Below are 15058 nucleotides of genomic sequence, written 5' to 3'. Positions count from 1 at the left end.
TCCTGCTAAAACAGGATATTTTTGTTGGTAATGGTTAATTCATCGATTGATTTGAACCAAAATTATATTATATAACAAGGAGGGATGATTTGCTTTATTATAATTTATATTAATCAATAAAACTACTAATAACCTCTTTTACTGTTGTCATTTTGTTAATACTCTCAAGATTAGCACCAGAAAATATTAAGCCGTCTTTTCCTTGAACTGAATTTATTAAACCAACTGAAATGCAATATGGTATTTTATCTGCTTCACATTTTGGCATACATCCATAACACTTCTTGATTGGTTCACATCCATTTTCCAAAGCATTACTCAAAAAATTTGTTCTTATAGCTCTTGCAGGCATCCCAACAGGACTTTTAATAATAAATACATCCTCATGAGTTGCATTTATATATGCCAATTTAAAATTTTCATGCGCATCACATTCAATTGTCGGCACAAATACACTCGCTAATTGAACTCCATCTGCACCTGCATTAATAATTTCCTCCATATCCGTCTTTGTTCTTATTCCACCACCAGATATAATAGGAATTTTAACATTATATTTTTCTTCATATGTTTTTATTAACTCTTTAACCTCTATGGTTAGTTGTTTTAATGTTTTACATGTATTTTCTAATAATTCTTCACTTTTAAATCCTAAATGTCCACCAGCTAGTGGTCCTTCTACAACTACTGCATCTGGAAGTCTATCTTGCTTAAGCCAACTATTTATAATTATTCTAGCTGCTTTTGCCGAGGAAACTATAGGAGCTATTTTAGTATTGCTATCCTTTACCAACTTAGGCAATGTAATAGGGAGTCCAGCACCAGAAATAATTAAATCTATTTTTTCTTTTACTGCCTCTTTTACATACAGTTCATAGTTATTCATAGCAGCCATTAAGTTCATTCCAATAATGCCCTTACTTTTTTCTCTTGCTTTTCTTATTTCGCTTCCTAAAGCCCTAAGGTTTGCCTCAATAGGGTTTATAGAAAAGTCATGTTCTCTAAATCCAATTTGTACTCCTGAAATTATACCGATACCGCCTTCGTTTGCAACAGCCGACGATAAGTTAGACAACGATACACCTACACCCATACCACCCTGAATAATAGGTATTTTTGCAGTTAAATCACCTATTCTAAGTTCTGAAAGTTTCATAAGTTTTATCTCCTAATATTTCTAATTGCAATTATTTCGATAGTCAAAGTATATACTAATAATTATCGTTTTGTCAAGAAATAATTAGTATATATACAGATATTACAAAGGGAAATGCATTGCATTTCCCCTGTTGTATTTTTTATTTATATTCTTCAAAAGCAATTCTATCTTGTTCTTTTTTAAGCTTAATTGCTTCAGCTAGCATCATATCTTTAACTTTCATCAACCTTGTTTGATTTCCTCTTTCGTTTTCATCAAGCTTCATTTGAATATACTTGATAGTTTCTTGAAATCTAGGAATCATAACATATTCTAGAGCATTAACTCTTCTTCTTGTTTTCTCTATTTCCGCAGCAAGAAGCTGAACTTCCTTTTCTAAAGCAGCTAGCTTTAACATAATAGGAAAAATATCTGAAAGGTCTGCTATAGCACTATCTAACTCACCTGATGTGCTTGCAAATCCATATGGATATATGTTGGATGTATCATCTGTTGTAGTTGTAAATTCAAATACAGGAACATCAACGCTCATTATGTTTTTATTACCTACTTCAATAGAAACACCTTGCTTTGGATACATTAGAGCTTCGTCTAAAACCTCTGATGACATAACAGCACTCGCTATGATGAAATTTGAATATACATCTGCAAGCTGCTTTTCAACCTGTTCTCTTAAGGTTTTATTTTCTCTGGCAAGCTCTAAAAACTGTCTCATAAGCTCATCACGCTTGTCTTTTAACATTTTGTGACCCTTAACAGCCACTTTCAAACGCTTTTTCAGAGAGGTTAATACCATTCTGGTTGGATTTACATTTAACCTTGCCATACTAACACGCTCCTTACTTTAATTTATTCTTTATTAGGAAGATATTTTTCTATATACTCATCTCTAATACGTTTAAGTTCACTTTGTGGAAGTAAAGTAAGGAGATTCCATCCTACTTGTAATGTTTCTTCTATAGTTCTATTTGTTTCATATCCTTGAGATACATATTCTTTTTCAAATTCATCTGCAAATTTAGCATAATGCTTATCTGTATCAGAAAGTGCTGCTTCACCAAGAATAGCCATCAACTCTTTGCTTTCTTTACCTCTAGCATAAGCTGCAAACAACTGATTAAGTACATCTGCATGGTCTTCTCTTGTTTTGCCTTTGCCAATACCTTTATCCTTTAATCTTGAAAGTGATGGTAAAACATCTATTGGAGGTGTAATACCTTTTCTAAATAACTCACGAGATAAAATTATCTGTCCTTCTGTTATATATCCAGTTAAATCTGGAATTGGGTGAGTTTTATCATCTTCTGGCATTGACAATATAGGAATCATTGTTATAGAACCTTCTATATCACGTTTTTTACCTGCACGCTCATAAATAGTTGCCAAGTCTGTATACAAATATCCAGGATATCCACGTCTACCAGGAACTTCCTTTCTTGCTGCTGATACTTCACGAAGAGCTTCAGCATAGTTTGTAATATCTGTAAGGATTACAAGAACGTGCATTCCCTTTTCAAATGCTAAGAACTCTGCTGCTGTAAGAGCCATACGAGGCGTTGATATACGCTCAATAGCTGGGTCATTGGCAAGGTTCATGAACAATACAGTTCTATCAATTGAACCTGTTCGTCTAAAGTCAGATATAAAGAAGTTTGCTTCCTCATATGTTATACCTATAGCTGCAAAAACAACTGCAAAGTTACTATCCGTACCTAAAACCTTAGCTTGACGAGCTATCTGTGCCGCAAGGTTTGCATGTGGCAAACCAGAGCCAGAAAATATAGGTAGTTTTTGTCCCCTTACTAATGTATTTAATCCATCTATAGCAGAAACACCTGTTTGTATAAATTCAGCTGGATAATCACGAGCTGTTGGATTCATTGGAAGTCCATTTATATCCATTCTTTGTTCTGCAATAATTTCTGGACCATTGTCTATTGGTCTTCCTAGTCCATCAAATACACGACCAAGCATATCAGATGAAACTGCAAGTTCGATACCTCTTCCTAAAAATTTAACCTTACTTTCAGCTAAATTTATTCCAGCAGAGCTTTCAAATAATTGAACTAAAGCATTAGTTCCATTGATTTCAAGAACCTTACAACGTCTCATCTCTCCATTTGGCAACTCTATTTCTCCAAGTTCATCGTAAGTAACATTTTCTACATTTTTTACAAGCATCAAAGGTCCTGCAACTTCGGCAATGGTTTTATATTCTTTAATCATGTTATTCAACCTCCTTGCTTGCTAAAATATTTTCTATATCTTCATACATTTGTTTATTTATATTATTATAAGATTCTTCTATTTTTTCTTCTTCTATATATTTAAATCTTCCTATTTTTTCTCTTATTGGAAGGTCTGCTAAAGCTTTAAAATCTACACCATCTTTTATTGCTTCCATGCTCTTGTTGAAATATCCCATTATTAATTTTAATAACTTATATTGCTTATCAAGAGATGTATATGTATCTACTTCATGGAATGCATTTTGATGCAAATAGTCTTCTCTAATAGACCTTGATGCTTCTAACTTCAATTTATCTCCATCAGACAATGAATCAACACCAACAAGCTGAACTATCTCGTTCAACTCTGCTTCTTCCTGCAACAATCTCATTGTTTCTAACCTTAATTTAGACCAATCCTTTGCTACATTAGCATCATACCATAAATTCAATCTATCAACATACAATGAATAACTTTGTAACCAATCAATAGCTGGGAAATGACGTTTATATGCCAAAGATGAATCCAAAGCCCAGAATACTTTAACTATACGCAATGTTGCTTGTGAAACTGGTTCAGAAATATCACCACCTGGAGGTGAAACTGCACCTATTGCGGAAAGAGTTCCTTCTCTTCCCTCTGATCCTAAACTTATTACCCTTCCTGCTCTTTCATAGAATTGAGCAAGACGTGATGCTAAATAAGCAGGATATCCTTCTTCGCCAGGCATTTCTTCAAGACGTCCTGACATCTCTCTAAGTGCTTCTGCCCAACGTGATGTTGAATCTGCCATAAGAGCAACAGAATAGCCCATATCTCTAAAGTATTCTGCTATTGTTATACCAGTATATATAGAAGCTTCACGTGCAGCAACTGGCATATCAGATGTATTAGCAATCAACACTGTTCTTTTCATAAGTGATTCGCCACTTCGAGGGTCTTTTAATTCTGGAAACTCCATCAAAACATCTGTCATTTCATTTCCACGCTCGCCACATCCAATATAAATTACTATGTCTGCATCTGCCCATTTTGCAAGCTGATGTTGTACAACAGTTTTACCACTACCAAATGGTCCTGGCACTGCTGCAACTCCACCCTTAGATATAGGGAATAGTGTATCTATAACCCTCTGTCCTGTTACTAGAGGCATTTCAGGAACTAATTTTTCTTTATATGGACGACCTTTTCTAACTGGCCATTTTTGCATTAAAGTTAAATTAGCATTCTCTCCATTTTCTTTTTTTACAACACATACAGTTTCCTCTACTGTATAACTTCCACCCTTTATTTCTTCAATCGTACCGCTTATTCCATAGGGAACCATGATCTTTTGCTCAACTATAACTGTTTCCTGAACTGTTCCGATTATATCTCCTGCTTGAACTTTGTCACCCTTTTTAGCTGTAGGTACAAACTCCCACTTTTTAGTTCTGTTAAGAGCTGGAACATTTATTCCTCTAGTTATATTTGGGCCTGCTACCTTTTTGATTTCAAACAATGGACGTTGAATACCATCATATATTGTTTCTATAAGACCAGGTCCAAGTTCTACCGAAAGTTGAGCACCAGTTGTTTCAACAGGAGCCCCAGGTCCTAAGCCTGATGTTTCCTCATATACCTGAATTGATGCCATTTCTCCACGCATCTCTATAATTTCGCCTATTAATCCTTGTTCGCTTACACGCACAACGTCAAACATATCGGCTTCTTTCATGCCCTCCGCAATAACTAGAGGACCAGACACTTTTACTACTCTTCCTTGGCTCATTACTTCAATCACCTGCTTTCACTTTTTGTTAACCAATATTCTCACTTAATACTTAATTGTTGTCAAATAATATATCGGCACCTACAGCTTTTTCTACTGCTTTTTTAATATTTGAAACACCGATACCTAATGTTCCATCTAACCCTGGTATTGGAATAATCGCAGGTATTCTCATACCTTTATATTCATTTATTTCATCTATAATACCATTGCAAATTGTTTCAGTAATGTAAATAATAGCGTAGTCATCTTTCGCAATTTTATGCAATGTATGTTTAGCCTCATCTGCATTTGAACAATCAAATACATCTAATCCAACTGCCCTGAAACCTTGCACACTTTGTTTATCTCCAATAACACCTATTTTATACATATGTCTCTCTCAACCTCCCTCTAATAAGTTCAGAAGGTATTCCAGCAAGCTTTCCTGCCATTATAATTCTTGCCGACTTAATTTCATTTTCTTTTGCAATTAAATAACCAACAAGTGGTTCTATTCCATACGAAATAAATTTAGCCGTTTTAATATGTTCTATTATTTTATTATCACAAAGTTTTTCAAGTGTTGTAAATTTTCCTGTTTCTTTAAGATCATCAGTTCCCTCAAGAAAAACATCTCCAAATCCAAATGCTGCTAAATCTTCTGAGAATTTTTCAAAAGGTTCATCATATGATGAAACGAATGATTTTTGAGGTATTTTCCCTCCAACAATAAATACTTTTGAAAAGAAATCCCATGATTTTCCCATTTTTTTAAGCCTTACGAATGTTTTAATATTAATTGTATCTATTAGTATCTTTAAATAGTCAATAATAAATTGATTATTCAACTCTTCAGCGGATTTAAACATCTCATCATAACAATATTTATCAAAAACAATATCTATTATCTGAGGATCCTTATTTTTGGGAAAATTATCGATTACTTCATTTAAAGCATTTCTCATGTTTTCTGTTAATACAGTAAAATCTCTTTCTTTTACAGCGTATTTGAGCATTTTAACATCAATCGTTCCTGTGTCAACTAATGATTGAGTTGCTTCAATACCTAAAAATTCTGCCTTCATAATTACCTTCAAATTATGATAATCATATGTATACAAAAACATTTTAAAATTATTTAATTCAGGAGCAATAGACATAATAAAATCATAAGTTTTCTTATGCTCTTCCTCTAATAGTTTTTCAAAATCTCTAGGCGCCACTTGCTCTTTTGCATTTCCATATTCACAATCATATAATACTTTTAATGCATCCTCGATAGTCCTTGCATCTATCATTTTTCCTACCCTCTCGTGAGAAAGCATGTTTTTTTCAACACTCCTCACAAGTGCTGTAGAAAATAAATAATCTGTATCTTTAATCTTTGCCAAAGCCATTCCTCCTCTCAGGCAGGATTTATTTAAAAAGCTCATTTGCTACTTCAAAAGTAAGCCCCTCTCTTATAGAGCTTAATATCATTTCAAAAGTATTGTTCACTTCAATATCCCCATTTCTGAGTATAAATCCACCTTTTGTTTGAACTGTACTTTTGCTTAATACTACTTTGTCAACATTTAAATTTTCATTCACAGCTTTGACAAGTTTTTCGCCGATTTTTTTCCTGTCTTCATCATTAAGAATTATTTCGCCTTCGCAATTTGGAATTTTTGAAATTTCTTCTACAAGATAATCAATATACTTATCTTCTGACATTGTTGAAATCTTTTCAAGCGCTTTATCAAAACTTTTTTTAACTGAATCCTGTTTTGCGGCAAGTATCATTTTTCTTTCCTGAAGCTTACCTGCAGATATTTTTCTACTTTTAATTACATCTATCTCTGCATTCGATTTTTCAGCTTTATCACTAATAATTAAATCAGCCTCTTGTTTTGCCTTATTTATTATTTCTGCACCTTGGCTTTCAGCTGTTTTTATAGAATTTTCAGCATAATTATTTGCTTCACTTAAAATCTTTTGTGTTATATTTTCAACGCTCATTGTTTCACATCCCTACTATAAATTTTGATAAATCAATAATATAAATAATTTAGATTGCAATACCATTAATTATAAGGAAAGAAATTAGAAGCGCTAAAACTGCATATGTCTCAACCATAGCTGCATAAACCATAGCTTTTGCTATTTGTTCTGGTTTTTTTGATATAAGCATAATACCTGATGCACACACTTTTCCTTGGTGTATAGCCGAAACAATACCAACAACTCCAATTGGAAGTGCTGCAGCAAGGAAATATCCACCTTGTACAGCTGTTAAGTCTGCCATACCACCACTCAAAAATCCTATTTTATTTAAAATTATAAAAGCTATTAAAAGACCATATATACCTTGTGTTCCAGGCAATGCCTGTAAAATCAAAGTTGATCCGAATTTTTTTGGATCCTCAGCTAAAACACCTGATGCAGCCGAACCTGCATAACCAATACCTATTGCGCTACCACAGCCAGCAAGTGCTGCAACTGAGGCACCCAAAATTGCTAAAAAATTTCCTGTTGTAAAAAGTTCCATTTAAATTACCTCCTTGGTGATTTTAATATATTTTGTTTTTTTCATTAGCGGATTAAACATATCTCCGCCACCTTCGTAGAACTTGCCAAAAAATTCAACATATTGCAGTCTTGCTGCATGTACGAATGATCCAAGTCCGTTTATTGCAATATTGAATGTATGCCCAAATATTAAAACTACTATTAGCAAGATTGAACCGAATATTCCATCGCCACCTAGAGATCCTAGCACGCTAATTACTGACGAAATAACTCCTGTTGCTAATCCCAGTGCTAACAATCTAGAATAAGACAATACATCACTTAAATAACTAGTTATATCATATAAACTCAATATACCGCTAAGCAATTTAGAAAAGATATTTTTCTTTTCTCTTCCCTGTGTTAAGATTAACCCAATTGCAAATATAATAGACATCCATCTACCTACAGCCGCTGAACCTGGTATAACAGAGTTTCCAAATAACCATAACGCAAGACCTATAATTAACCCATACCAGAACCCTACATCAAACAATGCTTCCCAAGGATGACCATCTCTTACAATTATATAAGCTTTTACACCCATACCTATGAAAAGATGAATTATACCAATTATAAAAGAGAATATCAAAAGTGTCATTGGTTCATCTATAGGATTAATCCAAATTGGTTTAATTACAAAGTCTGTATGAAACATTACTTTTGCAATAGCAGTTATGGCATCACCAAACCAACTTCCAAACATTACTCCCCAAAACATAGTTGAAATGCCACAATAGAAAAACATGCTAAACATTTTTTTCGTGGTTCCCTCAATATTAAATTTCTTTAATATAACATAACAACCAATTGACATAATTAGTCCATACCCTACATCCGCGAGCATAAGTCCAAAAAATATAAAATAAAAAATAGACATTAATGCTGTTGGGTCAACATTTGTTGAAGAAGGTAAACTGTATAATTCTGTTATAGACTCGAAAGGTTGAACAAAAGAACTATTGTCAAGAAGTATTGGATATTCCTCTCCTTCTTGTGGTTCTTCAAATTCATACCAACACTCATATTTATTAAGAACACTTTCAACGCTTTTCTTGCTTCTTTCTGGAATCCATCCATTAACATAAAATGTCTTTTTAGTCTTTAACATACTATTTAAAACTTTTAACTTGTCTCTTTCAATCAACAAATAATCGTAAAGTAATTGAATATCACCTTTATTCATAACAAATGTTGAAATTTCTGACTCAACACTAGATTTCTTTTCAGAAATAACTTTAATTTCTTGTTCATATTGTACAATATTATCTGCAGCAGTTCCCTCAATATCTTTAAAAATAACTGCATTAAATCCAAATTGTTTTAAAACTTCGTACACATCTTCTTTTTCAGTTTTTACACAAAGTATTGATAGGTAATTTTGATCTTTATCACTACCTATTAAATTAACGACACAATTCTTTGACTTCTCTTCAATTCTTGACTTTAAATTTTCTACACCTAAAATATTTGGTACTACTCCTATAAATATGCTCGTATAATTTGTTTCTCCTAGTTCAATAGGAATACTATAACCTACCCAAGGTTTTAAACTAATTATATTAGCTGTAATTTTATTTTCCTCAGTGATAAGGTCATTCAATTCAATAATAAGTCTAAAAATATGTTCTACTTTTTCTTCTATTTTATCCTTACTACTCAACGTTTTCTCAAATTCTCCCGAAGAAATAATTTTTCTTGTTTTAAAAATAGGACTTTTAGAATTATCATATTTTTCAAGACTTTCAATGACTGTATTAATTTTAGAAATTTTAGAATCCAATTTTAATACTTCATTTTCATTTCCATCTCTTTCAATATAAGAAATCCAATCTGGATCAGTGAGTTTAGAATCTTGTGAACTAATTTCAACAATACCTAAATCCATTAGCTCGCTAATCAGTTCTGCTTTAACAGTTCCAAGACCTATAGCACTGATTTTATTCATTCTAACTATTGACATTTGTTCTCACTATCCTTTCCAGAATAATTGATACAGCATTATCCATATTTGATTCTGAACTTGTTAAAACTTCTTTACATTTAATTTCAGCTTCTTTTATAATTTTGTCATAAATAACCTGTGCTTCGGATTCTGCAACCTTAACTACATCCGATTTACTTGATTCAGCTTTTATCACAGCTTCATCTAATATACGTGATGCTTCAGCATTAGCATTAGAAATAATTTGCTTTGCCTGCTGCGAAGCTTCTTTTTTTATTAATTCAGCCCTATCCTCTGCCTCCTTTATTTGCTTCAATATTTCAATAGACACTATATATCACCTCTTATCATAAAAATTTAAAAACAACTATCTTGCAATAATAATATTTATTAATTTATATAAAATTATAAGCATAAATTATGCCAATAATTAAAAATATATAATTTATGTTGATTTTTCAAACAAAACAGTTTTAGAATAGAAATTCAATTGTAGAATTTAGTTTAAAATTAAAGTATGTAGCATGCAAGTTTGGACATGCATATGAAATTTAAATCTCGAAACTTGCAATTATGTCGATTCTTACCATAATAAAACTAAATGTATTATTTGTCAATAACTAAAAAAATATGCTGAATATAATTATTATATTGTATAACGTTTGCCTTGTTATTTAATAAATAAATTTTTATATATAATTATTTAAATAAGCCCATTTGCAAAATTAAATTCAGAATACAAAAATATACTTCTACTACAGATCAATCCTATAATAAAAGTTTTTATATAAATTTATAATCATGATTATACTATATAAATAAACAATATGATTAGTATTATTTCATTCACTAATCATATTGTAATATATATTTCGCAAATTGCAAGTATTAAATTGTTTAAAAAATGTCATTATTATTTATTCGGCGCAAAAAATTAGTTCTGCTTCAGCTGCAACATCATCGCCAACATAGGCTAATGCAGTACCTACTCCAAAGCTACCCTTCATTTTTACTATTTCTGTCACAAGCTTTAAAGTATCACCTGGAACTACCTTTTTCTTAAATTTGACATTTTTTATACCACCAAAATAAACAGTTTTATTTTTATATTTTTCTAATGATAATATTGCCACTGCACCAGTTTGTGCTAATGCTTCTACTATAAGCACACCAGGCATTACAGGATTTCCTGGAAAATGACCTTGAAAAAATTGTTCATTTATTGTAACATTTTTAATTCCAACTGCTCTTTTTCCTTCTTCAAGTTCAATAACTTTATCTATTAATAAAAAAGGATATCTATGGGGTAATATTTTCTGTATATCATTTATATCGTAAACCATTTTCCCTCCTAAACACACTACTTGTTATTGTATTTTTTAATAACTAATGCTGCATTATGTCCACCAAACCCTAGTGAAGTAGAAAGGGCATATTCAATCTCTTTTGCTCTTCCTTCATTAGGAACATAATCTAAATCACAATCTGGGTCAGGATTTAAGTAATTAATCGTAGCTGGAATAAACGAATCCTGTAAAGCCTTTGCACAAATTATTGCCTCTACTGCTCCAGCCGCGCCTAACATATGTGCCGTCATAGATTTAGTTGAACTAACTGGGATTTCCTTAGCCTTTTCATTAAATATCTTCTTAATTGCTAATGTTTCAAATTTATCGTTGTATGGAGTGCTTGTTCCATGAGCATTAATATATCCAATTTCATTAGTTGTAATACCTGCATCATCAATTGCATCTTGCATTGACCTCGAAGAACCCTCAGCACTTGGATCAGGTGAAGTTATATGATAAGCATCACAAGTTGATCCATAGCCTGCAACTTCAGCATATATTTTAGCACCTCTTTTAATTGCATGATCATATTCTTCAAGTACTAAAATACCCGAACCTTCTCCCATTACAAAACCATCTCTATCTTTGTCAAATGGTATTGATGCTCTATTTGCATCTGTTGATGTAGATAAAGCAGTTAGTGAAGTAAATCCTGCTATAGATGCTCTTGTTATAGCTGCTTCTGTACCTCCTGCTAACATAATGTCACATATTCCATCTTTAATTCTCTTATAAGCTTCACCAATTGCATTTGAACCAGAAGCACAAGCTGTAACTGGACAAAAATTTATGCCTTTAGCTTTATACTTTATTGCGACTATTCCTGATGCAATATTTGGAAGCATCATAGGAATAAAAAATGTTGAAACTCTATCCGGACCTTTTTCATTCAATTTTCCGATTTCATCTTCAATAGTTTGTATGCCACCAACTGCACTACCAATTATAACTCCAAATCTTTCATTATTAATAGCATCAATGTTTAATCCTGAATCTTTTACAGCTAACTCTGATGCTGCTACTGCAAATTGACAGTACCTATCTTGTCTCTTAGCTTCTTTCTTTTCCATATAATTTTTAGGATCAAAATCTTTAACTTCTGCAGCTATTTTAACAGTATAGTCAGTTGTATCAAAAGCTTCAATTTCACTTACACCGCATTTTCCTTTTTTTACATTTTCCCAAAACAATTCTACGCCTGATCCTATTGGGCTTATTACACCTGCGCCCGTAATTACAACTCTTTTTTTCATTTAAATTTTACCTCCATATTATCAACAATTTAAACAATCCTTATATAATTGTTCATCCATTGTTCAATGCCTACATATAAAATCCACCATTTACAGAGAGAACCTGACCGGTAATATATGAAGACTTATTTGATATTAAAAACTCTACTGCATCAGCTATATCACTTGGGGTACCTAATCTTTGTAATGGTATATTCTTCATCATATTCATCTTAATTTCTTCAGGAATTTTATCAGTCATTTCTGTTTGAATAAATCCAGGTGCAACAGCATTTACAAGTATATTTTTCTTTGCTAGCTCTCTTGCCATAGACTTAGTCATACCAATAAGACCTGCTTTTGATGCAGAATAATTCACTTGACCTGAATTTCCCATTAATCCCACAACTGATGAAATATTAATTATTCTTCCATGTTTTTGTTTCATCATTTTCTTTGCTATATGTCTAGAACAATTAAATGCTCCTTTTAAATTCGTATCTATAACTTGATCAAATTCATCTTCTGTCATCATTGCTAATAAATTATCTCTTGTTACACCAGCATTATTTATTAAAACATCAATTTCTTTGAAATTTTCATATGATGTATCTATAAGTGTTTTTGCATCATTAAAGTCTGATATATCACACTTCACAACTATATTTTTTGTTTCCTTATTTATGAAATTATTTATTAACTCATTCATTGCATCTGTATTATTCTTATAGTTTAAAACAAGATTATAACCAATCTCATTTAGCCTATGTGCAATAAATGCACCTATGCCTTTTGAAGCTCCTGTTATTATAGCAGTTTTCATAATTTTATCCTTTCCGAAAATAATACATATTAATATATTCTATTGTTTTTAAATACATTAATCCTAAAAATTTAGACAACCATATTTTATTATGAATATGATAATTCTAAATATTTTTCTAATGTACTAATATTTTCTATATTCAAAAATTTAACGCCTCTATCTATCTTCTTTATAAATCCACAAAGTGATTTACCAGGTCCAACTTCAATAAATGTATCTACACCATCCGCTATCATTTTTCTCACACATGATTCCCACTTAACTGGATTATAAACCTGCTTTTCTAGTTTATCCGCAATTTCGCCTTCATTTCCATAATACTCTGTATCCACATTTGAAATAACTTCACAAGTTGGTTTTGTAAAACTTATTTTATTTAAATCTTCCTTAAGCTTTATACCTGCTGGTTTTAACATTGAAGTGTGAAAAGGAGCGCTAACTTGCAACTTAACTGCTTTTCTTATATTAAAATTCGAAGATTCCTTTAATGCATATTCTATTGCAGCATTTTTTCCTCCAACAGCAATTTGACCAGGACAATTAAAATTTGCTGGTTCAAGCAAGTCACAATTATTTGTTACATACTTACAAAATGAAATTGCATCTTCGTCTGTACATCCCATGAGAGCAGCCATACCGCCTTCTCCCACAGGTACAGCAGTTTGCATATAATTACCTCTGTTAAAAACAAGTTTAACTGCAGTTTCAAAATCCATAGTATCAGCTGCTGTTAATGCTGCATATTCTCCAAGGCTTAGTCCTCCCATAACTATAGGGTTAGTACCTTTGTTTTTTCTAATTATTTCATATATCGCCATGCAAACAGTTAATATTGCAGGTTGAGTAATTTTAGTTTCACTTAATTTTTCATCCGGTCCTTCAAAACATAATTTTGTTATATCAAAACCTAATGCTTCATTTGCTCTATTAAAAATATCCTTACTTTCTCTAAAATTATCATAAAATTCTTTTCCCATTCCTGCATATTGTGCGCCTTGACCTGGGAAAACAAAAGCTGTTTTATTCATTTACATCCTCCTAAAAAACAAAATCTTTTACATTTTGAATAATATTTTCTGCCTCACAAAACATTTCCAAAATAATATCTTGACATGTTTGTTCCTTAATTACCAATCCAGCTATTTGACCAGACATTACTGAACCATAATCAACATCACCTTCGACTGCTGCCATATATAGTCTTCGTCTACCTAAATTTTCATACTCCTCAACAGGTGCGTTTTTTTTATCTAAGTCCTTAAATTGATTAACTAGTTTATTTTTCAAAACTCTAACTGGATGACCAGTAACTCTTCCTGTAACAGCTGTATCTGTATCTTTTGCTTTTAAAACCTTATCTTTGTACTTCTGATGTACATTGCATTCTTTTGCCGCTAGGAACCTAGTTCCAACCTGTACTCCTTGTGCACCAAGAGAAAGTGCAGCAACTATACCTCTACCGTCAGCTATTCCTCCAGCTGCAATTACTGGTATATTTACAGCATCAACTATTTGAGGTGTTAAGCACATTGTTGTAATCTCGCCCACGTGACCCCCAGATTCAGTGCCTTCACATATCAATGCATCTGCCCCAATCTTTTCTAAATGTTTAGCATATGCCACTGATGGAACAACTGGAATAACCTTTATGCCAGCATCTTTCCACATCTTCATATATACCCCTGGATTTCCTGCACCAGTAATAATAATTGGAACTTTTTCTTCAGCTAATAAAATACTTATTTCCTTTGCATATGTATTTAATAGCATAACATTAACCCCAAATGGTTTATCTGTAAGTAACCTGATTTTATCCAATTCTTTTTTTAATTCCTCAGGCGGGTTATTACCTGCAGCTATAACGCCTAGCCCTCCTGCTTCAGAAACTGCTGCTGCAAGGTTTGCATCTGAAATCTGCGCCATACCACCTTGAAAAATAGGATATTTAATATTTAACAAGTTGCATATTTTTGTAGTTATCATATATAACTCCTTGTATCAATTGATTTCTTTTAAAA

The 15058-nt window shown here is 32.2% G+C and carries 15 protein-coding genes; all 15 read right to left on the bottom strand.

Translation table 11 applies throughout. The features are described 5' to 3' along the window. Positions 1 to 109: 109 nt before the first annotated feature. Complete coding sequence (locus J2Z76_RS11225; RefSeq protein ID WP_209512148.1) at positions 110 to 1156, bottom strand: NAD(P)H-dependent flavin oxidoreductase; 1047 nt, start codon at positions 1154 to 1156, stop codon at positions 110 to 112. A 142-nt stretch (positions 1157 to 1298) separates the two neighbouring features. After that, entirely contained in the window at positions 1299 to 1985 is a 687-nt protein-coding gene (locus tag J2Z76_RS11220) for a V-type ATP synthase subunit D (RefSeq protein ID WP_209512147.1), read from the bottom strand. 23 nt (positions 1986 to 2008) lie between these two features. Continuing rightward, the gene (locus J2Z76_RS11215) at positions 2009 to 3385 is read right to left on the bottom strand and encodes a V-type ATP synthase subunit B (RefSeq protein WP_209512146.1); all 1377 of its coding nucleotides are present in this window, start codon (positions 3383 to 3385) and stop codon (positions 2009 to 2011) included. A 1-nt stretch (position 3386) separates the two neighbouring features. After that, positions 3387 to 5159: a V-type ATP synthase subunit A gene (locus J2Z76_RS11210; protein WP_209512145.1), complete on the bottom strand. Its 1773-nt coding sequence runs from the start codon at positions 5157 to 5159 to the stop codon at positions 3387 to 3389. Positions 5160 to 5211: 52 nt separating this feature from the next. Then, positions 5212 to 5532: a V-type ATP synthase subunit F gene (locus tag J2Z76_RS11205; RefSeq protein WP_209512144.1), complete on the bottom strand. Its 321-nt coding sequence runs from the start codon at positions 5530 to 5532 to the stop codon at positions 5212 to 5214. Next, entirely contained in the window at positions 5525 to 6532 is a 1008-nt protein-coding gene (locus J2Z76_RS11200; RefSeq protein WP_209512143.1) for a V-type ATP synthase subunit C, read from the bottom strand. Before J2Z76_RS11200 ends, J2Z76_RS11205 begins: the two co-directional genes overlap by 8 nt. Positions 6533 to 6557: 25 nt before the next feature. Beyond that, a complete protein-coding gene (locus J2Z76_RS11195) occupies positions 6558 to 7139 on the bottom strand; it encodes a V-type ATP synthase subunit E (protein ID WP_209512142.1) in 582 nt (193 codons plus the stop codon). A gap of 49 nt (positions 7140 to 7188) precedes the next feature. Then, positions 7189 to 7668 carry a V-type ATP synthase subunit K gene (locus J2Z76_RS11190; RefSeq protein ID WP_209512141.1) on the bottom strand — a complete coding sequence of 160 codons (480 nt, stop codon included), beginning with the start codon at positions 7666 to 7668 and terminating at the stop codon, positions 7189 to 7191. Then, positions 7669 to 9651, bottom strand: coding sequence for a V-type ATP synthase subunit I (locus J2Z76_RS11185; RefSeq protein WP_209512140.1), 1983 nt, complete (start codon positions 9649 to 9651; stop codon positions 7669 to 7671). Continuing rightward, positions 9638 to 9964: a V-type ATPase subunit subunit G family protein gene (locus J2Z76_RS11180; RefSeq protein ID WP_209512139.1), complete on the bottom strand. Its 327-nt coding sequence runs from the start codon at positions 9962 to 9964 to the stop codon at positions 9638 to 9640. The genes J2Z76_RS11185 and J2Z76_RS11180 overlap by 14 nt, the downstream gene beginning before the upstream one ends. 586 nt (positions 9965 to 10550) lie before the next feature. Beyond that, complete coding sequence (fabZ, locus tag J2Z76_RS11175; RefSeq protein ID WP_209512138.1) at positions 10551 to 10976, bottom strand: 3-hydroxyacyl-ACP dehydratase FabZ; 426 nt, start codon at positions 10974 to 10976, stop codon at positions 10551 to 10553. Between the two features lie 17 nt (positions 10977 to 10993). Then, positions 10994 to 12235 carry a beta-ketoacyl-ACP synthase II gene (gene fabF / locus J2Z76_RS11170; RefSeq protein ID WP_209512137.1) on the bottom strand — a complete coding sequence of 414 codons (1242 nt, stop codon included), beginning with the start codon at positions 12233 to 12235 and terminating at the stop codon, positions 10994 to 10996. 70 nt (positions 12236 to 12305) lie between these two features. Further along, complete coding sequence (gene fabG, locus J2Z76_RS11165; RefSeq protein WP_209512136.1) at positions 12306 to 13037, bottom strand: 3-oxoacyl-[acyl-carrier-protein] reductase; 732 nt, start codon at positions 13035 to 13037, stop codon at positions 12306 to 12308. 89 nt (positions 13038 to 13126) lie between these two features. Further along, positions 13127 to 14068, bottom strand: coding sequence for an ACP S-malonyltransferase (gene fabD / locus J2Z76_RS11160; RefSeq protein ID WP_209512135.1), 942 nt, complete (start codon positions 14066 to 14068; stop codon positions 13127 to 13129). Between the two features lie 10 nt (positions 14069 to 14078). Continuing rightward, the gene (gene fabK / locus J2Z76_RS11155) at positions 14079 to 15023 is read right to left on the bottom strand and encodes an enoyl-[acyl-carrier-protein] reductase FabK (RefSeq protein ID WP_209512134.1); all 945 of its coding nucleotides are present in this window, start codon (positions 15021 to 15023) and stop codon (positions 14079 to 14081) included. Between the last annotated feature and the right edge of the window lie 35 nt (positions 15024 to 15058).

Source organism: Sedimentibacter acidaminivorans, assembly GCF_017873955.1.
Classification (GTDB): domain Bacteria; phylum Bacillota; class Clostridia; order Tissierellales; family Sedimentibacteraceae; genus Sedimentibacter; species Sedimentibacter acidaminivorans.
The sequence above is the reverse complement of the archived record's forward strand: the minus strand, read 5'-3'. Positions and strand labels throughout refer to the sequence as shown.